This is a genomic window from Streptomyces sp. NPDC005784 (genome assembly GCF_042871525.1).
In the GTDB taxonomy this organism is placed as follows: Bacteria; Actinomycetota; Actinomycetes; order Streptomycetales; family Streptomycetaceae; genus Streptomyces.
Window position 1 is genome coordinate 81,226 of the sequence record NZ_JBIAIQ010000013.1, and the last position, 20,697, is coordinate 101,922.

Sequence of the window (20,697 nt, forward strand, 5' to 3'; positions counted from 1 at the left end):
AGCCCGTCATGAACCAGCAACTCGCGGGCTTTGCCCCGGCACCCGTCACCGCGCGCATGGAGAACCACGGCAGTCACATGCTGAAGGTCGCCATGCAGACCGGAAACGATCTCCTCGCGCGCGTGGGATCGATGGTCGCCTACGAAGGGTTCGTCCAGTACGAGCCCAACCCGCCCGCCGTACGCCAGATCGCACGCGACTGGATGACCGGCGAGGGCGCGTCCCTCATGAAGTGCTCCGGCGACGGTCTGCTCTACCTCGCCGACTACGGGGCGAACGTCGTCGTCATCAACCTCAACGGGGACGCGATCTCCGTCAACGCGACGAATCTGCTCGCCTTCGACGCCCATCTCACCTGGGGTGTCGAGCGTGTGAAGGGGCTCGCCAAGTTCGCCGGACAGGGTCTGTGGAACACCAAGATCTCCGGTCAGGGCTGGGTCGCGCTGACCTCCCGGGGTACGCCGATCGTCGTCGACTGCGGCGGCGGTGAGGACGAGACGTACGTCGACCCGGACGCGCTCGTCGCCTGGTCCCCGAACCTCAAGGTGAAGGGCAAGCGCAGTTTCAAGGCGCAGTCGCTGATCGGACGCGGCAGCGGCGAGGCGTTCCAGATGGCGTTCTCCGGGCAGGGCATCGTCGTCGTCCAGCCCAGCGAGGACAGCACCGACCGCCTCCGAGTCCGGGGCTGAGGGGGAGCAGGACATCATGCAGAGCCCGCTTTTCGGCTACAACGAGCAGCAGACCCAGGATCGCTACAGCCTGCAGAACTCGCAGATGCTGCGCGTCGTCCTGGAGGGGCACGACGACATCCTCGCCCGCAAGGGCACCATGGTCGCGTACCAGGGTCTCGTCGAGTTCGACGCCGAGTACCAGAACAACAGCCAGCACCGCGCGCGTGCGTACACAGGCGAGGGCCTCGACCTGATGCGCTGCCACGGGCAGGGCACGGTCTACCTCGCCAACCTCGGCCAGCACGTGCACGTCCTCGACGTGGACCAGGACGGCCTCACCGTCGACAGCAGCTATGTGCTGGCGATGGACTCCGGGCTGCACCACGAGGTCATCGCCGTGGACAGCCAGTACGGCATCTCCGGTTCCGGCAAGTACCAGCTCAACATCACGGGGCGCGGCAAGGTCGCGCTGGTGACCTCCGGGATGCCGTTGATGATGCAGGTCACCCCTGACCGGTACGTCAACTGCGATGCCGACGCCATCGTCGCGTGGTCGACCGGCCTGCGCGTGCAGATGCAGGCCCAGACCCACTCCTCCGGAGTGTGGCGGCGCCGAGGCAACACCGGTGAGGGCTGGGAGCTCAGCTTCATGGGCAGCGGTTACGCGCTCGTGCAGCCCAGTGAACTGCTGCCGCCGCAGAACGCGGCGATCGGCCAGGGGCTGCGCGCCCAGTACGGCATGGGTCAGCAGGGCGTGCACGCGCAGAACCAGGGCAACGCCTGGAGCTGACACCCGACCGTCCAGGATGCGACGGTTCAGCGAGCAGATGTAAGGGGCGACCGCCATGGGCGGTCGCCCCTTACATGCTGGACCTACTGGTCGTCTTCGGGCCGGTCACAGCCGCGCGCGGGCCGCTTCCAGGAGTCGTACGACCGAATCGTCGGCCACCTCGGCGACCTCGCCGTACGCGAACCAGCGCAGGTCGAGGGACTCGTCGCTGATGGCCTCGACGGCGTCGGCCGGGGCGAGGGCGGCGTACTGGACGTCCAGATGCCAGTGGCACGGCGCCGGGATGGCGTGCCGGTCCAGTGTCACGGGGCCGCCGGGCAGGAGGGTCAGCCTCTCGATGCCCGACTCCTCTGTCGCCTCGCGCAGGGCCGCGTCGGCCAGGGTCGAGTCGCCCTGCTCGCAGTGCCCGCCCATCTGCAGCCACATCCGGAGCTTGCGGTGCAGCGTCAGCAGGACGCGGCCCCGGGACGGGTCGATCACCAGAGCGCTGGCCGTGAGGTGCCCGGCGTGGCACGACTTCCACATCCCGTCCGGGTGCCTGGACAGATGGTCCAGATAGGCCTGGCGCAGCTCTTCCTGGCCCTCGTACCTCTTCAGTACGAGGACCGCGCCGTCGTACAGGCTCACTCGGTGCCGTCGCCCTTGTCGTCGTCCTCGGCGGAGTCCCCACCGCTGTTGTCGGAGTCCTTGGCGTCGTCGGCCTTCTTCAGGTTCGGCTTCTCGTGGGTGCCGCTCGCGGCCTCGCCGAGCATCTTGTCGAGTTCGGAGAAGTCCATGTGCTCGCGGTGCACGAAGCCGTCCGGGTCGTCGAGGTCGGTCGCCGTCGGCAGCATGTCCGGGTGGGCCCACAGGCCGTCCCGGCCGTCCACACCGCGCGCGTCGGTGAGCGAGGCCCACAGGCGCGAGGCGTCCCGCAGCCGGCGCGGGCGCAGCTCCAGACCGATCAGCGTGGCGAACGTCTGCTCGGCGGGACCACCCGTGGCACGGCGGCGGCGCAGCGTCTCGCGCAGCGCGTCGGCCGACGAGAGGCGCGGCTTGGCCGCCGAGTGGACGACCGCGTCCACCCAGCCCTCGACCAGCGCGAGCGCCGTCTCCAGGCGGGCCAGCGCGGCCTTCTGCTCCGGCGTGTCCTCCGGCTGGAACATGCCCTGCTGGAGTGCCTGCTGCAGCTCCTCCGGATTCTGCGGGTCGAACTGGCCGACCACGTCCTCCAGCTTCGCGGTGTCGACCTTGATCCCGCGCGCGTACCCCTCGACTGCGCCGAACAGGTGCGAGCGCAGCCACGGCACGTGCGCGAAGAGGCGCTGGTGGGCGGCCTCGCGCAGGGCGAGGTAGAGCCGCACTTCTTCCTGGGGGACGCTCAGGTCCTTTCCGAAGGACTCGATGTTCAGCGGCAGCAGCGCGGCCTTGCCGACCGGGCCGAGCGGCAGGCCGATGTCGGTCGAGCCGACGACCTCGCCCGCGAGCACGCCGACGGCCTGCCCGATCTGCGTACCGAACATGGCGCCGCCCATGGAGCGCATCATGCCGATCAGCGGGCCCGCCATGGCCTGCATCTCCTCGGGCAGCACGTCGCCCATGGCCGCGCCGACCCGCTCGGCGACGGGGTCGACGAGCTCCTTCCATACGGGCAGGGTCGCCTCGACCCACTCCGCGCGGCTCCACGCGAGCGCGGACGCGGCACCGGACGGCAGGGACGTCGCGTCGTCCAGCCAGTGATCGGCCAGACGGACGGCCTCCTCGACCGCGAGCCGCTCGGCGGGGCCGATGCTCGCGTCCTTGGTGCCGTCAGAGGTGCCCTGGGCGACCGTCTGCCGGGCGATCTGCTTGGCCATGTCCCAATTCACCGGGCCGCCCTCGTACGAGAGCATCTGGCCCAGTTGCTGGAACGCGGCGCCCAGGTCATTGGGGTTCATCGAGCCGAACATGGCTGCGAGCGGATTGTCGGCTCCGGGGCCACCGGCTCCGGGCGGTCCGAAACCGAACGGTCCCTGACCACCGCCGCCCTGCTGGTCCTTCTTCTTGCCCTCGTCGCCGTTCTCCGGCTCCTCCGGCGGAAGGCCGAATCCGAATGGGGTGTCACTCACGGGATTCCTCGGCTGGTAAGGCCGCCGGTTCGTTCCGACGGCGGCTGCCCACAACACCACCCAGCGTAGACACCTGAACCCGATCGGGCCTCGGTGCTTCGCCGACTCGTCGCCTGCGGCAGGATGGATGCCACCTGGTAGGGGCGCGTCACGCGCGTCCATTACTGAAGACAACCGCTGGAGACGCCCGGTGAGTTCCCCAGATCCGCAGGTTCGCGCAGCGCGAAACCACTCAACCAGCCCAGCCTCGCGCGGCCCCGTCGTCGCGGTCACCGGCGCCGCGGCCGGTGTGGGCGCGCTGCTCACCGAGCGGCTGGCGGCCAGCGAGGAGATCAAGCAGGTCGTCGCCATCGACGAGCGGCGCGGCGAGTGCGCCGACGCGCAGTGGCACATCCTGGACGTCCGGGACCCGGCGATCGCCGAAAAGCTGCGCGGGGTGGACGTCGTGGTCCATCTGGCGCTCGACCTCGATCTGGAGACGGACGCGGCGGCCCGGACCGCGTACAACGTCCGGGGGACGCAGACCGTGCTCACCGCCGCCGCGGCGGCCGGCGTCCACCGGGTGGTGCTGTGCACGTCGGCGATGGTCTACGGGGCGCTGCCCGACAACGAACTGCCCCTCTCCGAAGATGCCGAACTGCGGGCGACAGCCGAGGCGACGGGCGTCGGTGACCTCCTGGAGATCGAGCGGCTCGCGCGCCGCGCGCCGCGGGCGCACCCAGGGCTGAACGTGACCGTCGTACGGCCCGGCGTGCTCGTCGGTGGCGGTTCGGACACCGCGCTGACCAGGTACTTCGAGTCACCCCGGCTACTGGTCGTGGCGGGGTCGAGGCCCGCCTGGCAGTTCTGCCACGTCGAGGATCTGTGCAGCGCGCTGGAGTACGCGGTCGTCGAGAAGGTCGAGGGCGAGCTGGCCGTCGGGTGCGACGGGTGGCTGGAGCAGGAGGAGGTGGAGGAGCTGAGCGGGATCCGGCGGATGGAGCTGCCGTCCGCGGTCGCGCTGGGCGCCGCCGCCCGGCTCCACCGGATCGGGCTCACCCCTTCGCCCGCGGGGGATCTCGCCTACACGATGTACCCCTGGGTGGTGAGCGGGAGCCGGCTGCACGATGCCGGATGGCGGCCGCGCTGGACCAACGAAGCGGTCCTCGCGGAGCTGCTGGAGGAGGTCGCCGGGCGGCACACGGTGGCCGGCCGGCGGCTGGGCCGCAAGGACGCGACCGCGGCGGGCGCGGCGGGCGCGACGGTGGCCCTGCTGGGCGCGGCAGCGGTGGTACGGCGGGCCCGGAAGGCCCGGCGCAGGATCTGACACTGGGCCCGCGCCGTGCCCATGCCGAGCAGTGCGGTCGGGGTGGGAGACCATTTCGGCCGGCCGGCCGGCCGGTGTCGGCGGCCGAGCCGTGAAGGTGTGGCCTCCGCGCCTGTCGGGGATCGGGCTCGTGGGGTCGAGGCTGTTTCTGGAGGAGGCTCCGAGCGGTACGCGCGCGTGCCGGGTGAAAGACATATTCCACGGTGTCGGCGGGGTGCGGCACGATGGAGCCATGGCACCTACCTATGACCACCCCGGTGAGCAGGCCGCGCAGGATCCGATCCGGCTGCTCGCGATCCGCGACGAACCGCTCTCCCTGGACGAGGTCTTCAAGGCCGTGGGGGAGGACGCCGCCGGGGGGACCGCGTTGTTCGTGGGCACCGTGCGGAATCACGACGGAGGCGCCGACGTCGACGAGCTCGGGTACTCGTGTCACCCCAGTGCCGAGGAGGAGATGCGCCGGGTCGCGGAGAAGGTGGCCGCCGCCTATCCGGTGCGGGCGCTGGCCGCCGTTCACCGGGTGGGCGACCTGCGCGTCGGGGACCTGGCCGTCATTGTCGCCGTGTCGTGCCCCCACCGGAGCGAGGCCTTCGAGGCCTGCCGCAGACTCATCGACGATCTCAAGCACGAGGTGCCGATCTGGAAGCACCAGAGGTTCTCCGACGGTTCGCAGGAGTGGGTCGGGGCCTGCTGAGACCGGCGAATTCTCCGGCGCCGAGGACTGACCGAACTCTCACCCGCCGTCCGGTTGCGTAACCGGGGCCCTGCCGTGAGCGTTAACCGTGTGGATGGTTAATCTGCTGATCAGTCAGTTGCGGTCGCTCATGGGGTTGGGAGGTCGACATGGCGGCGCTTGCCTGGTTGCTGATTCCGTTGATGGCCGCGATCGGTGCCAGTCTGTGGGGAAGTTGGGCCGGCCGGAATCGCAAGGCCGCGGGAGACGGCGTCGAGCTCGCTGGATACACGCGCTTCCGTGAGGCCATGGAGCGGACCGACATCCGGGAGCGGACCGACATCCGGGAGAAGTCCCACTCCGACGCGGCGTGAGATTCCCGGTCCGTGCCACGCGCCCGCGCGATGCGCCCGGGTGCGCGGCGCACGGCGTCCGGTGCCCAGGCCGGCTCCGACACCGTGCGGAACTCTCCGGACCACCGCCGGGAAGCGGGCATTCACGCCGTTTGGGCGGGCTCCGGCCCCACCACGTACGGACGGCCCCGACGGTGCGCTTACAGCACCGTCCCGTACTGTCGTTCCATGCCACGCCGCACCGCGACGATGCTCGCCTCCACTCTGATCCTGATCGCGCTCCTGTGCGCGGGAGTGTTCATCAAAGTGCCGTACTCGGAGATGTCACCGGGTCCCACGGTGAACACGCTGGGTGACCACGACGGTGAGCCGGTGCTGCAGATCTCCGGCCGGAAGACGTACCCGACGACCGGGAACCTGAACATGACCACGGTCCGGGTCACCAGCGCCGACTACAACATGAACCTCGTCGAGGCCGTGTACGGATGGCTGGCGCACGACAGCAAGATCGTGCCGCACGACACGCTCTACCCGGACGGCAAGACCGAGCAGCAGTCGACGCAGGAGAACGCCGAGGAGTTCAGCCAGTCCCAGGAGAGCGCCAAGGTGTCCGCTCTGAAGGAGCTGGGCATCCCGGTGAAGTCCTGGGTGATCGTCTCCACCGTCGTCAAGGGATCCCCCGCCGAAGGCCGGCTGCACGCCGGTGACGTCATCAAGGCCGTCGACGGTGCGGCCGTGAAGGCGCCCGACGACGTCGCGAAGCTGGTCACCAAGCACAAGCCCGGCGACAAGGTCGTGTTCAGGATCGTGCCCGCCAAGGAGCAGGCCGCCGCCACGAAGGAGCACACGACGGCGACCGCGACCAAGGATGTGACGATCACCACGGTCAAGTCCGAGGACAGCGGCAGCGATCGTGCCATCGTCGGGATCTCGGCCGGGATCGACCACACGTTCCCGTTCACCGTCGACATCAAGCTCGCCGACGTCGGTGGCCCGAGCGCGGGTCTGATGTTCTCGCTCGGCATCGTGGACAAGCTCACTCCGGGGAACCTCACCGGAGGCAAGTTCGTCGCCGGTACCGGCACCATCGACGACGACGGCAAGGTCGGCCCGATCGGCGGCATCGAATTGAAGACCGTCGGCGCGCGCAACAAGGGCGCCCAGTACTTCCTGACGCCCAAGGACAACTGCGCCGCCGCCGCCAAGGACACCCCCGACGGGCTCACGCTGGTCAAGGTCGGCACCATCGACGACGCGATGAAGGCACTCAAGGACATCAGCGCGGGCCGGAACTCCGACCTGCCGAAGTGCACCACCAAGGGCTGACGGACACCGCTCGTCCGTGGCCGGGGGCGCCTCGCGGTTCGCGGGGCGCCCCCGGCCACGTCCGTGCGCGGATCAGTCCGCGAACGTCGCCGACAGCGCCTCCGCGAGGCCCGGCACCAGGCCCGCCCCCGTGAGCACCTCCGTGGCCGCGTCCTTCTCGCGCAGCCGCAGCGCCGAGTCGCGGGTGCCGTCGCGCAGGACGCCGACCGTCATGCGCACTTCCTGACGGTCCGGGTGTGCGGCGACCCACGTCGTGAGCTTCTTGCCGCTGAGACCCTCCGGAACCGATGCCTCCGCGGACGGCGGCAGCATGAGCCGCTCCACGGTGAGCGCGCAGCCGACGACGGCGTCGGGCCAGGCGATGGTGCCGAGGAACTCGTCCAGCGGCTTGCCGGCAGGGATCTCGTCCTGCTCGATGGGGGTGAGACCGATGGTCTCCTGCTCGTTCTCCAGGCCGAGCTGAGCGGCGAGGCCGGGTTCCTGGGCCCGCAGCCGTGCGGTGTCTACGAGGGCGAAGAGGCGGGCGGGCTGGTCCCAGCCGAGGCCGGAGGCGTACTCGTCGATCTCGAGTACGGCCCGGGTGAGTGGGCTCGCTGCCATGGGAGTGTTGGACATGGTCACAATCCTGCCTCGTTCGTAACCGGAATCGGGAACCGAGTAAAGCGTGAGTAAGTTGCATAGATGAGGCTCCTCGATCACGGAGCCTTACGGACGGTCCACCAACACGGGGGCCTGACGGATCAACAGCGACTTCGAGGTGCGCACCTTGGCTTTCCAGATGCCGGACCGCGGCGGAGGCCCGACGGGGTCACGGATCAGAGTGGGCCGGCCGTCCCGGCGTGTCCGGACCCTGCTCATGACACTGGGCGTGCTGGCCGTGCTGGCCATGGCCTTCGTCATGTTCGCGGGGTTCTGGACGGACTGGCTCTGGTACCGCTCGGTCCACTACTCGTCGGTCTTCACCACCACACTGTGGACCAAGATCGGGCTCTTCTTCGTCTTCGGTCTGCTGATGGCGGCCGCGGTGGGCTTCAACATCTGGCTGGCGCACCGGTTGCGCCCGCCGCTGAGCGCCATGTCGATGGAGCAGCAGAGCCTCGACCGGTACCGCATGGGCATCGCGCCCTACAAGCGGTGGCTGCTGCTCGCGATCACCTCCCTGGTGGGGCTGATCGCCGGCGCGTCCGCCTCGGGCCAATGGCGCACGTGGCTGATGTGGGTGAACGGAGTGCCCTTCCACCAGAAGGACCCTCAGTTCCATCTCGACATCTCGTTCTACGCCTTCGACCTGCCCTGGTACCGCTTCCTGCTCGGCTTCGGCTTCGCCGCCGCCGTGCTCTCGCTGATCGCCGCCGCGCTCACGCACTACCTGTACGGCGGCCTGCGGATCACCAGTCCGGGAGCGCGTGCGACGGCCGCGGCCACCGGGCACCTCTCGGTGCTCCTCGGCCTCTTCGTGGCCCTGAAGGCGGTCGCCTACTGGCTCGACCGGTACGGGCTCGCGGTGAAGTCCAGTGACTTCAAGGCGACCGGCAACTGGACGGGCCTCAGGTACGTCGACGCGAACGCCTATCTGCCCGCCAAGACGATCCTGTTCTGCATCGCCGTCATCTGCGCGCTGCTCTTCTTCGCCACGCTGTGGCGGCGCACCTGGCAGCTGCCCGTCATCGGCTTCGGCCTGATGGTGCTCTCGGCGATCCTCATCGGCGGGCTGTACCCGGCGATCGTCCAGAAGTTCCAGGTCGAGCCGAACGAGCAGGCCAAGGAAGCGCCGTACGTCGAGAAGAACCTCAAGGCGACCCGCGAGGCGTACGGGATCGCCGGCACCGATGTGCAGGACTACCCGGGGACGAGCGACACCAAGGACCAGGCCAAGCTCCGTGCCGACGCCGACACCGTCGCGAGCATCCGGCTGATGGACCCGAACGTCGTGTCGCCGACCTTCCAGCAGCTCCAGCAGGTGCGGAACTACTACGGCTTCCCGTCGAACCTGGACGTCGACCGGTACAGCAAGAACGGCAAGGAACAGGACACGGTTCTCGGTCTGCGCGAGCTGAACCTCGCGGGCATCCCGAAGAACAACTGGATCAACGACCACTTCCGGTACACGCACGGATACGGCGTCGTCGCGGCCAAGGGCACCACGGCCGACAGCGAGGGCCGCCCGGTCTTCACCGAGTACAACCTGCCGTCCACGGGCGACCTGGGCTCGTACCAGCAGCAGATCTACTACGGCGAGAAGACCACCCAGTACTCGATCGTCGGCGGTCCCCAGAAGGAGATCGACTACTCCGACGACAGTGGTGAGAAGACCACCAGTTACAAGGGCAAGAGCGGAGTCAGCCTCGCCAGTCCGGTCAACCGGGCCGCGTACGCGGTGGCGTTCGGCGAGCCGCAGATCCTGTACTCGGGCGCGATCGGCGAGGGTTCGCGGATTCTCTACAACCGCACGCCCAAGGAGCGGGTCGAGGCGGTGGCCCCCTGGCTGACCATCGACGGTGACGCCTACCCGGCGGTCGTCGACGGGAAGATCCAGTGGATCGTCGACGCGTACACCACCACCAACGGCTATCCGTACGCCTCCCGCACCACGCTCGGCGACACCACGGCGGACTCGCTGACGGCGGCCAACAACCAGCGCGCGGTGGTGGCCCAGCAGAACCAGGTCAACTACATCCGCAACTCGGTGAAGGCGACCGTCGACGCGTACACCGGCGCCGTCAAGCTCTACCAGTGGGACACCGAGGACCCGGTCCTGAAGACCTGGATGAAGGCGTTCCCGAACACGGTGCAGTCGAAGACGTCGATCTCGCCGGAGCTGATGGCTCATCTGCGGTATCCGCAGGACCTGTTCAAGGTCCAGCGCGAACTGCTCACCCGCTACCACGTGAAGGACGCCCAGACGTTCCTGAGCGGCAGCGAGGTGTGGCAGGTCCCGGACGACCCGAGCAACAACTCGCACAGCGCAGTGCCGCCGTACTACCTGAGCATGAAGCTGCCGGGGGACTCGTCGCAGGCGTTCTCGCTGACGACGACGATGACACCGAACGGCCGTGACAACCTGAGCGCGTTCGTGTCGGTCAACGCCGAGGCGGGGACGCCCGGTTACGGCAAGATCAGCATTCTGAAACTGCCGACCGGCAGAACGGTCGACGGACCCAAACGGGTGCAGAGCCAGTTCAACTCCGAGCCGTCCATCGCCGAGTCCATCAGACTCCTCAGAGGCGGCGACTCCGAGGTCGAGTACGGCAACCTGCTGACCGTGCCGCTCGACGGCGGACTGCTCTATGTGGAACCGGTCTACGTCCGCGGTGGCGACCTCAAGTACCCGCTGCTGCGCAAGGTGTTGGTGACGTACGGAGGCAGCGCCGCCTTCGAGGACACGTTGGGTCAGGCGCTCAACAAGGTCTTCGGGGCGGAGAGTTCGACCGCGCCGCCCGACCAGGGCACCAAGAATCCGCCCACGTCGAGCAACCCGACGGTCCAGGCCGCGCTCGGCGACGCCCAGAAGGCCTTCGACCAGGGGCAGGAAGCCCTCAAGAAGGGCGACTGGAAGGCGTACGGCGAGGCCCAGAAGAATCTTGAGGACGCGCTGAAGCGGGCCGAGGACGCGCAGGCCAAGGCGGACAAGGCCGGCGGCAGCTCCGGCGCCGACAAGAGCGGTGGCCCGAGCAGCAGTCCCAGCAGTAGTCCGAGCAGTAGTCCGAGCAGCGAAAAGAGCACCGGAAGCGGCTGATCAGAGCCCACCCCGCGCCGTGGTACGGTTGCAACACAACGGCGCGGGGTGGAGCAGCTCGGTAGCTCGCTGGGCTCATAACCCAGAGGTCGCAGGTTCAAATCCTGTCCCCGCTACTGAAGTCGAAGGCCCGGATCCAGTTCATGGATCCGGGCCTTCGACGTGTGCGGCGCCACGCCGGGGCGCCCCGGTGACCTGGCGACTCGTGTGAAGTGCCGGGACATGCGGGGGGAGTTGGGCGATCTGTGTTTGACTTGTCTCTCTGTGGGCATGTCGACAAAACGCTGAAGTGACCTCACTGGCTGCGGTATACCAGGTGTACCCAGGTTGCAGGTGGTGCGACGATGGACGTTATGGGGGACAAGGCAACTCTGTTGGATACAGGGCGGTTTGCGCGGTCTGCCGACTTTGAGCAGCCTGCGGATCTCACGCAGCCTTCCGACCGGGACGAAACCGGCGAGGCTGCCGAGGAGGCGCGCCAGTGGTCGGCCGCCGAAGCCGGCGACGTCGAGGCGATGAGCGTCCTCGGAGCCATGCTGCTGCGCCGCGGTGATCTCGACGCGGCCGAGCCCCAGTTGCGCGCGGCCACCGCCGCCGGAGACCGTGCGGCCGCCAACAATCTGGGTGTCCTCATGTACCAGCGCGGATACGTCGACGAGGCCGCCGGATGGTGGCGGATCGCCGCCGTCGCCGGCAGCGCGGCCGCCGCGCACGCGCTCGGCCGGCACCACCGCGAGCGCGGCGACGAGCCCGCCGCCGAGTACTGGCTGCGCCAGTCCGCCGAGCAGGGCCACGCCCTGGGTGCGTACGCCCTCGCCGATCTGCTGGAGCACCGCAGTGACGTGGGCGCCGAACAGTGGATGCGGGCCGCCGCGGAGCGCGGGCACCGCGAGGCCGCGTACCGGCTGGCCCGCACACTTGACCGCAAGGCCCTGGACTCGGGCGAGGCCGTGGGTGACAACGGTGTCATCGGTGCCGCCGGACAGGCCGCCGAGCAGTGGTACCGGCAGGCCGCCGCGCGCGGGCACCGTCGGGCCGCGCTGCACCTCGGGGCGATCCTGGAGAAGCGGGGCGATCTCAAGGAGGCCGGGCGCTGGTATCTGACGTCCGCCAAGGACGGGGAGGCGCGTGCCGCGTGCGCCCTCGGGTTCCTGCTGCGCGACGCCGGGGACCCCGAGAGCGCCGCCGTCTGGTGGCTGCGGGCCGCCCAGGACGGGGACGGGAACGCCGCCAACGCGCTGGGCGCGCTGCACGCCGAGCGCGGTGAGACGCAGACCGCCGAGCGCTGGTACCGGGCCGCGATGGACGCGGGCGATGTGAACGGCGCGTACAACCTCGGACTGCTCTGTGCCGAGCAGGGGCGGACCGCGCAGGCCGAGCAGTGGTACCGCAGAGCCGCGTACGCCGGTCATCGCGAGGCCGCCAACGCCCTGGCGATCCTGCTGCTCCAGGTCGGCGACGCGGCCGGAGCCGAGCCGTGGTTCTCCAAGGCCGCGGAGGCCGGGAGTGTGGACGCCGCGTTCAACCTCGGCATCCTGCACGCCGGACGCGCCACCGACAGCGACGACGTCGCCGCGCTGCGGTGGTACGAGCGGGCGGCCGCCGCCGGACACACGGAGGCGGCGCTCCAGGTGGGCATCGCGCGGCTGCGGGAGGGTGACGAGCCGGCTGCCGAGCGGCATCTGCGGTGCGCCGCGGGAGGGGGCAGTGCCGAGGCCGCCTACCGGCTCGCCGCGGTGCTCGACGCCCGGCGGCCACCGGCGCCCGCGCACGAACTCGGGGAGCCCGCGCAGGAGAAGAGCGAGTGCGAGGAGTGGTACGAGCGGGCGGCGTCCCAGGGGCACCGGCGTGCGCAGGTGCGGGTCGGGATGCTGGCCGCCGCCCGGGGTGACGTCGTGGAGGCGGCCCGCTGGTACCGCGAGGCCGCCGAGGCGGGGTCGCGCAACGGCGCGTTCAATCTCGGGCTGCTGCTGGCCCGTGAGGGGAGCGAGCCGGAGGCGGCGCTGTGGTGGACCCGCGCGGCGGACGCGGGGCACGGGCGGGCGGCGCTGCGGCTGGCGCTCGTCTACGCGCGGCGCGGGGAGCTGGCGGAGGGGCAGCGGTGGGCCGACCGGGCCGTGTCGCTGGGACCGGCGGAGGTCTCCGAACGGGCGGCGCGACTGCGGGACGCTTTGCGGGAGGAGCTGTCCGCGTAAGGGCGGCCCGGGTCCGTGTGGGGCGGCCCGGGTCACCTGACGCGGCCTGGCTCCTTCCTGTCTCCGGCAGGGTGCGCCTGGTCCCCCTCGGCCCGGTGCGGCGCTGGTCGGACGGGGTCGGAGGACTGCCGTCGGAGCGCTCGAACAAGGGATTTGCGCTGGCCACGGAGTTGACGTACTGTTCAGTTCATCGACGCGGGGTGGAGCAGCTCGGTAGCTCGCTGGGCTCATAACCCAGAGGTCGCAGGTTCAAATCCTGTCCCCGCTACTGAAGGCCGAGGGCCGGAATCCGAAAGGGTTCCGGCCCTCGGTGCATATCCGGACCTGGCGCGGAAACGCTGCTGCGAACAGCGAACAGCGAACAGCGAACAGCGAACAGCAGCGAGCGCCGAGCGCCGAGCGCCGAGCGCCGAGCGGTTGGTTGTGGACCGGTCGCCTGCGGACCGATTGGCTGTGGATTGCGGGAAACCCCGGCGCGCGTCGCGTGCCGGGGCTTTCGTTTGCGTGCGGGTGCGTGCTTCTACGCCTGTACGGCCGCGCAGTTCGGGCAGACGCCTCGGTACGTCACCTCGACGTCCGAGACCGTGAAGCCGAAGCGCTCCGAGTCGGGGAGGTCGGTGAGCGGGTTGCCGAGCGGGTGGACGTCGCGGATCGCGCCGCACCGGGCGCAGACCAGATGGTGGTGCGGACGGTGCGCGTTCGGGTCGTAGCGCTTGGCGCGCTTGTCTGTGGCGACTTCCAGCACCTCGCCGAGCGAGACCAGCTCACCCAGCGTGTTGTAGACGGTCGCCCGGGAGATCTCGGGCAGCTTGGCCACGGCCCGGGCGTGCACCTCGTCGGCCGTCAGATGGACGTGGTCGCCGTCGAGGACCTCGGCCACGACACGTCGCTGCGCGGTCATGCGCCATCCACGTCCGCGCAGTCGTTCCAACAGGTCACTCATACAGGTCAGCGTAACAGCAGGTGAACCAGATCCCGAATGGATGTGACTTTAGAAACCAGCTTGACTTAGACAATGTCCATCACGGATCGAGTCCGATATCGGTCACGGGAGGCGCACGTGGCGCAGGGGGCCGACGGCCGCCACGGGCGCGCCCGTTGTGGGCGGCGGGCCGGAATCCCCGGGGAACCCCTGGGGACTCCGGCACGCTCGTGTGCTCAGGCCGGTACGTGCTGCCGGGCGGGCGCCCAGCAGCGGATGATGTCGCGGACCGAGACGATGCCGACCGGGCCGCTGCCGTCGAGCACGATCAGATGCCGGAAGCCGCCGTGCGACATCGCGGTCGCGGCCTCCTCCAAGGTCCAGGTGGGCGCCGCGAAGACGACGTCGGTGGTCGTGTGGGTTCCGGCGGTCTCTGAGTCCGGGTTCTGGCCGAGGGCGAGGGAGTTGAGGATGTCGCGCTCGGTGAGGATCCCGAGGCCGGAGGAGTCCTCGTCGAGGACCACCGCCGCGCCGACGTGGCGCGCGGACATCAGACGGGCCGCCTGTCGGAGGGTGTGTGCCGGGCCGATGGTGAGGACCACCGTGCTCATGGCGTCGCGGACGAGCATGGGCTGGAGCCACCTCCTTGGTGAGCCGCGGGCTCCTCGGCTCCTGGATGGAGCACAAAGAGAAACGGTTCACAAGTTCACAAGTGGGGGAGCTCTCAGAGTCGCAGTTAAAGGGAGGGTCAACAAGAGGGCGCGTGCCGTGAGTTGGGGGGCGCCCGAGGGTTGCTCAGCAGCCCCGGGCAGACCGGGGCTGCTCAGGAAGCGTGCTCAGTAACGCTGGTTGAGGTAGCCGAGCATCTCGTCGTGGAGGAGGCCGTTCGACGCGGCGGCGTTGCCGCTGTGCGGGCCGGGGCGCCCGTCGAGGCCGGTGAAGGAGCCGCCCGCCTCGGTCACCACGATCGCGTTCGCCGCCATGTCCCAGAGCGACAGCTCGGGTTCGGCGCAGATGTCCACCGAGCCCTCGGCGACCATCATGTACGGCCAGAAGTCGCCGTAACCGCGGGTGCGCCAGACCGCCTTCGTGAGGTCGAGGAAACCGTCGAGGCGGCCCTGGTCCTCCCAGCCGGACAGGGACGAGTACGCGAAGGACGCGTCGGCCATCCGCGAGACGTTGGAGACCCGCAGGCGGGTCGCGGAGGACAGGCTGCGGCCGCTGAAGGCGCCGTGGCCCTTCGCGGCCCACCAGCGACGGGCGAGCGCGGGGGCGGAGACGACGCCGACGACCGGCTGGTAGCCGCCCTCGCCCATCTCCATCAGGGAGATGAGCGTGGCCCAGACGGGCACACCGCGGACGTAGTTCTTGGTGCCGTCGATCGGGTCGATGACCCAGCGGCGCGGGCCCGTGCCCTCGATGCCGTACTCCTCGCCGAGGATCGCGTCGCGCGGCCTGGCCCGCTGGAGATGGCCGCGGATGAGTTCCTCGGCGGCCTTGTCCGCCTCGCTCACCGGCGTCATGTCCGGCTTGGTCTCGACCTTCAGGTCGAGCGCCTTGAACCGGTCCATCGTCGCGGCGTCGGCGGCGTCCGCCAGGACATGGGCGAGGCGCAGGTCATCGCGATAGTCGGGCATGGGTGAACCGTATCTGCCCGTGTCGGGACGGGGCTACACAGGACAGGGGATCATCACGCCACCCGGCCGGCACCGCATGGGTCCCGGTGGGCAGGCGGCGCATCGGCCATGTCCGGCCGACAACGCATCGACCCCGGTGGGCAGGTGGCGTACCGGCCGTGCGGGCAGGCACCGCACCGGCCCCGGTGGGCGGACACCGCACCGACCCGGGTGAGCAGGTGGCGCATCGGGCCTCGTCCGGCCGCACCGCACCGGCCCCGGTGGGCAGGCGGCGCCCAGCGGTTGCTGCGTCCGACCGTCCCGCCGGACGTGCGGTAGCCGGTCGGTTCGCTCCCGCCCCCGGTGTCCAGCAGGTGCCGCACCGCCCCCCGCCGGACCCGTCCGGTTGAGACGACCGGTGCGGCGCCGGACCCGGCCGGTGGGGACGGTCGCCGGGGCTCGTGTTCGGTCGTGGATGCGTGCGGCTTCGGACGTGCGCCCATCGGGGCCGCCGCGACCCCTTGACAGTGCTTCCGCACGCGTCAAATCTGGCTGCAGAGCCGCTCGCCCCAGGGAGGCGATGATGCCCGCAGCGCGAGAATCCCTCTTGGACGCTGCCTATACGGCGCTCGCGCGCCGGGCGTGGTCCGCGGTGCGGATGGTCGATGTGGCGGCCGTGGCCGGGGTGTCACGCCAGACGCTCTACAACGAGTTCGGGAGCAAGGAAGGGCTCGCGCGTGCCCTCGTACGGCGGGAGGCCGATGCCTACCTCGCCGGGATCGACCGGGCCCTGGCCGCTCACACCGACGCGCGGGAGCGGTTGGTCGCGGCCGCCGACTGGACCGCGTCGGCGGCGCGCAGCAACGCGCTGGTGCGGGCGATGCTGACCGGATGCTGGAGTGAGCGGCTGCCCGCGCCCGCGCTGTCCGCCGTGCCCTCGTCGTCCCCGGTGCCCGCGCAGCGACGGGCCGACGGGCCGTTGCCCTCGCCCGCCGACTTCGTGGCGCTGGTCCGCGACCGAGCGGTCGCCGCGCTCGCCCTGTCCAGGGCGGACACCCCCGAGGTCACGCGGGCGTGCGAACTGGTGGTCCGGCTCGCGCTGTCGTGGGTCGTGGCGCCGCCCGCCCGGGGCGGAGTCGCGGAGTTGGTCAGAACCGCGCTCGCACCGTCCCACCGGCTTGCGGTCTGAAGGGCCCGGGCGCGTACTCAGCAGGCCTGGGGGCGCGCCCGCGGAACGGCTCCGAGGTGCGCACGCGGAACGGCTCCGGGCGTGTCCCTACTGCGCCGACCCCGAGAGCTGGAGTCCGATGACGCCGATGATGACCAGGCTGATCGAGACGATCTTCAGGACGGAGACCAGGTCGTCGAGGAAGATCATGCCGTAGATGGCGGTGCCCGCCGCGCCGATGCCGGTCCACACCGCGTAGGCCGGACCGACGTCGAGTTTCCTCAGGGAGAGCGTCAGCAGACCGAAGCTGCCGAGGGCGAAGACGCAGAAGGCCACGGTGGGCCAGAGTCTGGTGAAGCCGTGCGAGAGCTTCAGGCAGACGGCGAAGCCGGTTTCGAGCAGTCCTGCCACAACGACCAGCAGCCACGCCATGTCTTGTCCTCCCACATCCGCACGTCGACTGCTTCGGCCGGCCCGGATCCGGTTCGGTGCGATTATGCATTCACCGACCCGGAGAAGCCCTTACCGACGGCGGGCGCACGCAAACACGCGGACGTCAGTCGCCCTCGCGGCGCTCGCGCGTGGCCAGCAGTCGGCGCAGCGAGTACAGCCGCTGCGGGTCCGCGTGGCCGTCGGCCACCCACTGGTCGAGCGCACAGTCCGGTTCGTCGTGGCTGCACGCGCGGGGGCAGCCCTCGGTGCCGGGTTGGAGATCGGGGAAGGCGTTGATGACCCGGGACGGATCGACGTGGTTCAGGCCGAAGGAACGGACGCCCGGGGTGTCGACGACCCAGCCCCCGTTGGCTCCCGCCAGCGGCAGGGCCAGCGCCGAGGTGGTCGTGTGCCGGCCGCGGCCCGTGACCGCGTTGACGTGGCCGGTCGTCCGGCGCTGCTCGGGCGGCACCAGCGCGTTCACCAGGGTCGTCTTGCCGACGCCCGAGTGACCGACGAACGCCGTGATCCTGCCGTCCAGTTGTTCGCGCACCAGGTCGGCGGCGGCCGCGCTCCGCAGCTCCTCGCGGCTGGTCACCACGTACGGGATGTCCAACGCGCCGTACAGCTCCAGGAACTTGTCCGGCGGGGCCAGGTCCGACTTCGTGAGCACGAGGAGCGGGGTCAGACCGCCGTCGAAGGCGGCCACCAGACAGCGGTCGATCAGGCGGGGGCGCGGCTCGGGGTCGGCGAGGGCGGTGACGATGGCGAGCTGGTCGGCGTTGGCGACGACCACACGCTCGTACGGATCGTCGTCGTCGGCCGTGCGTCGCAGCACCGAACCGCGCGGCTCGATGCGGACGATGCGGGCGAGGGTGTCCTTCTCTCCGGACAGGTCGCCGACGATGGCGACCCGGTCGCCGACGACGGCGGCCTTGCGGCCCAGTTCTCGGGCCTTCATCGCCATCACGACGCGGCCCTCGACCAGGCAGGTCAGCCGGCCGCGGTCGACCGTGAGGACCATGCCCGAGACGGCTTCCTCGTGCTTGGGGCGGATGTTGGTACGGGGACGGTTGCCCTTGCGGTTCGGGCGCTGGCGGATGTCGTCCTCGTCGGTGTTCTTGCCGTAACGGCGCATGATCCAGGTCCGCCCGTCAGTTCCCGAGCATTCCGGTCCACAGGTCGGGGAAGTCGGGCAGGGTCTTCGCGGTCGTCGCCACGTTCTCGATCTGGACGCCCTCCACCGCCAACCCGAGGATCGCGCCGGCCGTCGCCATGCGGTGGTCGTCGTACGTGTGGAAGACGCCGCCGTGCAGTCGGCGCGGCCGGATGTGCAGGCCGTCGGCGGTCTCGGTGACATCGCCGCCGAGTTCGTTGATCTCCTTGGTGAGCGCGGCCAGCCGGTCCGTCTCGTGCAGCCGCAGATGGGCCACGCCCCGGAGTGTGGAGGGGGAGTCGGCGAGCGCCGCGACCGCCGCGATGCCCGGGGTCAGCTCACCGACCTCGCCGAGGTCCACATCGATACCGTGAATGGCACCCGAACCGGTGAACTCCAGTCCGCTCTCGGTCAGTTCGCAGGAACCGCCCATCTCGGTGAAGATCTCCCGCAGCCGGTCACCGGGCTGGGTGGTGCGCGCCGGCCAGTCGGGGACGACGACCGTGCCGCCGGTCACCAGCGCCGCCGCCAGGAACGGCTGGGCGTTCGACAGGTCCGGCTCGATGATCAGATCGCGGCCGAGCAGCGCGCCCGGCGTCACCCGCCAGACGTTCGGTTCGCCGCCGGACTCCGGGGTGTCCACCTGGGCGCCGACCGCGCGCAGCATGTCGACGGTCATCCGGATGTGCGGCATGGACGGGAGCGTCGAGCCGGTGTGCCGGACCTCGACGCCCTGGTTGAAGCGCGGGGCGGAGAGCAGCAGGGCGGACACGAACTGGGAGGACGACGACGCGTCGATCTCCACCGGGCCGCCGTCCAGGGCACCGCCGCCGTGCACGGTCAGCGGCAGCGCGCCGCGGGCGTCGTCGTCGATCCGGGCGCCGAGCAGGCGCAGCGCGTCGATCACACCGTGCAGCGGACGCTCGTACGACCGCGGGTCGCCGTCGAAGCGGATGGGGCCGTCCGCGAGCGCGGCGACCGGGGGAAGGAAGCGCATCACGGTGCCCGCGTTGCCGACATCGACCGTGGCCGGGCCGCGCAGGCCCGAGGGGATGATCCGCCAGGCCTCGCCGGAGGCGTCCGGGCCCCCCGCGACCGTGGAACTGGAAGCGACCGTCTCCTCGATGCCGACACCCATCGCGCGGAGCGCGCCGGCCATCAGCAGGGTGTCGCGGGAACGCAGCGGGCGGCGCAGCCAGCCCGGCTCGGAGGCCAGCGCGGCCAGGACGAGAGCGCGGTTGGTGACCGACTTGGACCCCGGCACGTGAACCGTCGCGTCGACGGCTCCGCTTGCGTGCGGGGCTGGCCAGAGGGCGGTGTGGGCGGGGTTCACGGTCATGCGCCCCACTTTAGTGGCAGGGCGCCGGACAGCCGTTGGCCCGTCACCGTCGGCGGCACCCGCGCGGGGGAGCCGGGCACCACCTGCCCCGGGGGCCGGCCGGACGGTCGCGGCGCAGCTCAGGGCCCCTCGGGCAGTGCCCGCTGCTCACAGCCCGAGCAGCCAGCGCCCGCCGCCCATCAGCGAGCACAGCGACACGGCATGGAAGAGGAACAGCCACAGCCCGGCCGGTACGTGCGTCAGCCGCGACAACTGGTCCGCGTCCGAGTCGCCCGCGCCGCCCCGCATCCGCTTTGCCTGGAGTTCGAACGCCGGGCGGACGCCGCCGAGGAGCAGGAACCACACCACCGCGTACGCGAACGCGGCCTGTACCTGGGGTCCGGCGAGCCAGGACACCAGGAGGAACGTGCCGCCGGTGAGGATCACGGTGAGCGCGCCGTACGCGTTGCGGATCATCACCAGCATGGCTATCAGCAGGGCCGTGGCCACCCACAGCAGCAGGGTGATGTGGCCCGCGCCGAGCAGCGCGGCGCCGCCGAGGCCGAGCAGCGGGGGAGCGGTGTAGCCCGCCGCCGCCGTCAGGATCATACCGAGGCCGGTCGGCTTGCCGCGGCTGACCGTGAGACCGCTGGTGTCGGAGTGCAGCCGGATGCCGCTGAGGCTGCGCCCGGTGAGCAGGGCGACCAGGCCGTGGCCGCCCTCGTGCGCGATGGTGATGGCGTTGCGGGAGAGACGCCAGACGCCGTGCGGGACGATCGCCGCGAGGGCCGCGACCATGGTGGCGATCACCACCCACAGGTCGGGGTCCGGCTGACTGCCGAAGACCTGGTCCCAGAGGGAGGTGAGCGAGGCCAGCGAGGAGGATGCGGTGCTGTCCATTGTCGGCGGTGACTCCCTTTTGTGACGCGGAATCTGGCAGTGTTGCAC

Annotated in this window: 19 protein-coding genes and 2 tRNA genes; 11 read left to right on the forward strand and 10 right to left on the reverse strand. The window is 70.5% G+C overall.

Annotated elements, in window-relative coordinates; all coding sequences use genetic code 11:
* Positions 1-8 precede the first annotated feature (8 nt).
* Together ACFYR3_RS21765 and ACFYR3_RS21770 are read left to right on the forward strand one after the other, a co-directional pair.
* Positions 9-689 (forward strand): AIM24 family protein, encoded by a 681-nt coding sequence (locus ACFYR3_RS21765; protein WP_355844776.1) that lies wholly within the window; start codon positions 9-11, stop codon positions 687-689.
* Between the two features lie 16 nt (positions 690-705).
* Positions 706-1,461, forward strand: coding sequence for an AIM24 family protein (locus tag ACFYR3_RS21770; protein ID WP_355844773.1), 756 nt, complete (start codon positions 706-708; stop codon positions 1,459-1,461).
* A gap of 105 nt (positions 1,462-1,566) precedes the next feature.
* Here the strand turns inward: ACFYR3_RS21770 and ACFYR3_RS21775 are convergent, their stop codons facing one another.
* Positions 1,567-2,088 (reverse strand): NUDIX hydrolase, encoded by a 522-nt coding sequence (locus ACFYR3_RS21775; protein ID WP_389284406.1) that lies wholly within the window; start codon positions 2,086-2,088, stop codon positions 1,567-1,569.
* Positions 2,085-3,548, reverse strand: a complete 1,464-nt coding sequence (locus tag ACFYR3_RS21780) for a zinc-dependent metalloprotease (RefSeq protein ID WP_355844767.1) — start codon at positions 3,546-3,548, stop codon at positions 2,085-2,087. Before ACFYR3_RS21780 ends, ACFYR3_RS21775 begins: the two co-directional genes overlap by 4 nt.
* 190 nt (positions 3,549-3,738) lie before the next feature.
* On the opposite strand from ACFYR3_RS21780, the gene ACFYR3_RS21785 reads away from it, so the two are divergent.
* The 4 genes from ACFYR3_RS21785 to ACFYR3_RS21800 all read left to right on the forward strand — a co-directional run bounded on the left by ACFYR3_RS21785 (position 3,739) and on the right by ACFYR3_RS21800 (position 7,206).
* Positions 3,739-4,854, forward strand: a complete 1,116-nt coding sequence (locus ACFYR3_RS21785; protein WP_355844764.1) for an SDR family oxidoreductase — start codon at positions 3,739-3,741, stop codon at positions 4,852-4,854.
* 232 nt (positions 4,855-5,086) lie between these two features.
* Entirely contained in the window at positions 5,087-5,548 is a 462-nt protein-coding gene (locus ACFYR3_RS21790) for a molybdenum cofactor biosynthesis protein MoaE (RefSeq protein WP_355844761.1), read from the forward strand.
* A 149-nt stretch (positions 5,549-5,697) separates the two neighbouring features.
* Positions 5,698-5,901, forward strand: coding sequence for a hypothetical protein (locus ACFYR3_RS21795; RefSeq protein ID WP_356781199.1), 204 nt, complete (start codon positions 5,698-5,700; stop codon positions 5,899-5,901).
* Positions 5,902-6,108: 207 nt separating this feature from the next.
* Positions 6,109-7,206, forward strand: a complete 1,098-nt coding sequence (locus tag ACFYR3_RS21800) for a PDZ domain-containing protein (protein WP_389284409.1) — start codon at positions 6,109-6,111, stop codon at positions 7,204-7,206.
* Between the two features lie 72 nt (positions 7,207-7,278).
* On the opposite strand, the gene ACFYR3_RS21805 is transcribed toward ACFYR3_RS21800, so the two are convergent.
* Entirely contained in the window at positions 7,279-7,821 is a 543-nt protein-coding gene (locus ACFYR3_RS21805) for a PPA1309 family protein (protein ID WP_355844752.1), read from the reverse strand.
* A 163-nt stretch (positions 7,822-7,984) separates the two neighbouring features.
* Between ACFYR3_RS21805 and ACFYR3_RS21810 the strand changes: the two genes are divergently transcribed.
* The 4 genes from ACFYR3_RS21810 (at position 7,985) to ACFYR3_RS21825 (ending at position 13,405) form a co-directional block, all read left to right on the forward strand.
* Complete coding sequence (locus tag ACFYR3_RS21810) at positions 7,985-10,942, forward strand: UPF0182 family protein (protein WP_355845085.1); 2,958 nt, start codon at positions 7,985-7,987, stop codon at positions 10,940-10,942.
* Positions 10,943-10,984: 42 nt separating this feature from the next.
* Positions 10,985-11,058, forward strand: a tRNA-Met gene (locus tag ACFYR3_RS21815).
* 228 nt (positions 11,059-11,286) lie between these two features.
* Positions 11,287-13,137, forward strand: a complete 1,851-nt coding sequence (locus ACFYR3_RS21820; RefSeq protein ID WP_355844724.1) for a sel1 repeat family protein — start codon at positions 11,287-11,289, stop codon at positions 13,135-13,137.
* Between the two features lie 194 nt (positions 13,138-13,331).
* A tRNA-Met gene (locus ACFYR3_RS21825) sits at positions 13,332-13,405 on the forward strand.
* Between the two features lie 252 nt (positions 13,406-13,657).
* Here the strand turns inward: ACFYR3_RS21825 and ACFYR3_RS21830 are convergent.
* The 3 genes from ACFYR3_RS21830 to hisN form a co-directional block, all read right to left on the reverse strand.
* Positions 13,658-14,080 (reverse strand): transcriptional repressor, encoded by a 423-nt coding sequence (locus ACFYR3_RS21830; protein ID WP_261708001.1) that lies wholly within the window; start codon positions 14,078-14,080, stop codon positions 13,658-13,660.
* A gap of 215 nt (positions 14,081-14,295) precedes the next feature.
* Positions 14,296-14,688, reverse strand: a complete 393-nt coding sequence (locus ACFYR3_RS21835) for a CBS domain-containing protein (RefSeq protein WP_355844720.1) — start codon at positions 14,686-14,688, stop codon at positions 14,296-14,298.
* Positions 14,689-14,895: 207 nt separating this feature from the next.
* Positions 14,896-15,696 (reverse strand): histidinol-phosphatase, encoded by an 801-nt coding sequence (gene hisN / locus ACFYR3_RS21840; protein WP_355844717.1) that lies wholly within the window; start codon positions 15,694-15,696, stop codon positions 14,896-14,898.
* A 559-nt stretch (positions 15,697-16,255) separates the two neighbouring features.
* Between hisN and ACFYR3_RS21845 the strand changes: the two genes are divergently transcribed.
* Complete coding sequence (locus tag ACFYR3_RS21845) at positions 16,256-16,864, forward strand: helix-turn-helix domain-containing protein (RefSeq protein WP_355844714.1); 609 nt, start codon at positions 16,256-16,258, stop codon at positions 16,862-16,864.
* 87 nt (positions 16,865-16,951) lie between these two features.
* Here ACFYR3_RS21845 and ACFYR3_RS21850 read toward each other — a convergent pair whose 3' ends face one another.
* The 4 genes from ACFYR3_RS21850 to ACFYR3_RS21865 all read right to left on the reverse strand — a co-directional run bounded on the left by ACFYR3_RS21850 (position 16,952) and on the right by ACFYR3_RS21865 (position 20,649).
* Positions 16,952-17,275 (reverse strand): multidrug efflux SMR transporter, encoded by a 324-nt coding sequence (locus tag ACFYR3_RS21850; RefSeq protein WP_355844711.1) that lies wholly within the window; start codon positions 17,273-17,275, stop codon positions 16,952-16,954.
* A 124-nt stretch (positions 17,276-17,399) separates the two neighbouring features.
* Positions 17,400-18,413, reverse strand: coding sequence for a ribosome small subunit-dependent GTPase A (gene rsgA / locus ACFYR3_RS21855; protein ID WP_389284413.1), 1,014 nt, complete (start codon positions 18,411-18,413; stop codon positions 17,400-17,402).
* 16 nt (positions 18,414-18,429) lie between these two features.
* On the reverse strand, positions 18,430-19,770 hold the full coding sequence (aroA, locus tag ACFYR3_RS21860) for a 3-phosphoshikimate 1-carboxyvinyltransferase (protein ID WP_355844705.1): 1,341 nt from the start codon (positions 19,768-19,770) through the stop codon (positions 18,430-18,432).
* Between the two features lie 147 nt (positions 19,771-19,917).
* On the reverse strand, positions 19,918-20,649 hold the full coding sequence (locus ACFYR3_RS21865; protein ID WP_355844702.1) for a M50 family metallopeptidase: 732 nt from the start codon (positions 20,647-20,649) through the stop codon (positions 19,918-19,920).
* Positions 20,650-20,697 lie beyond the last annotated feature (48 nt).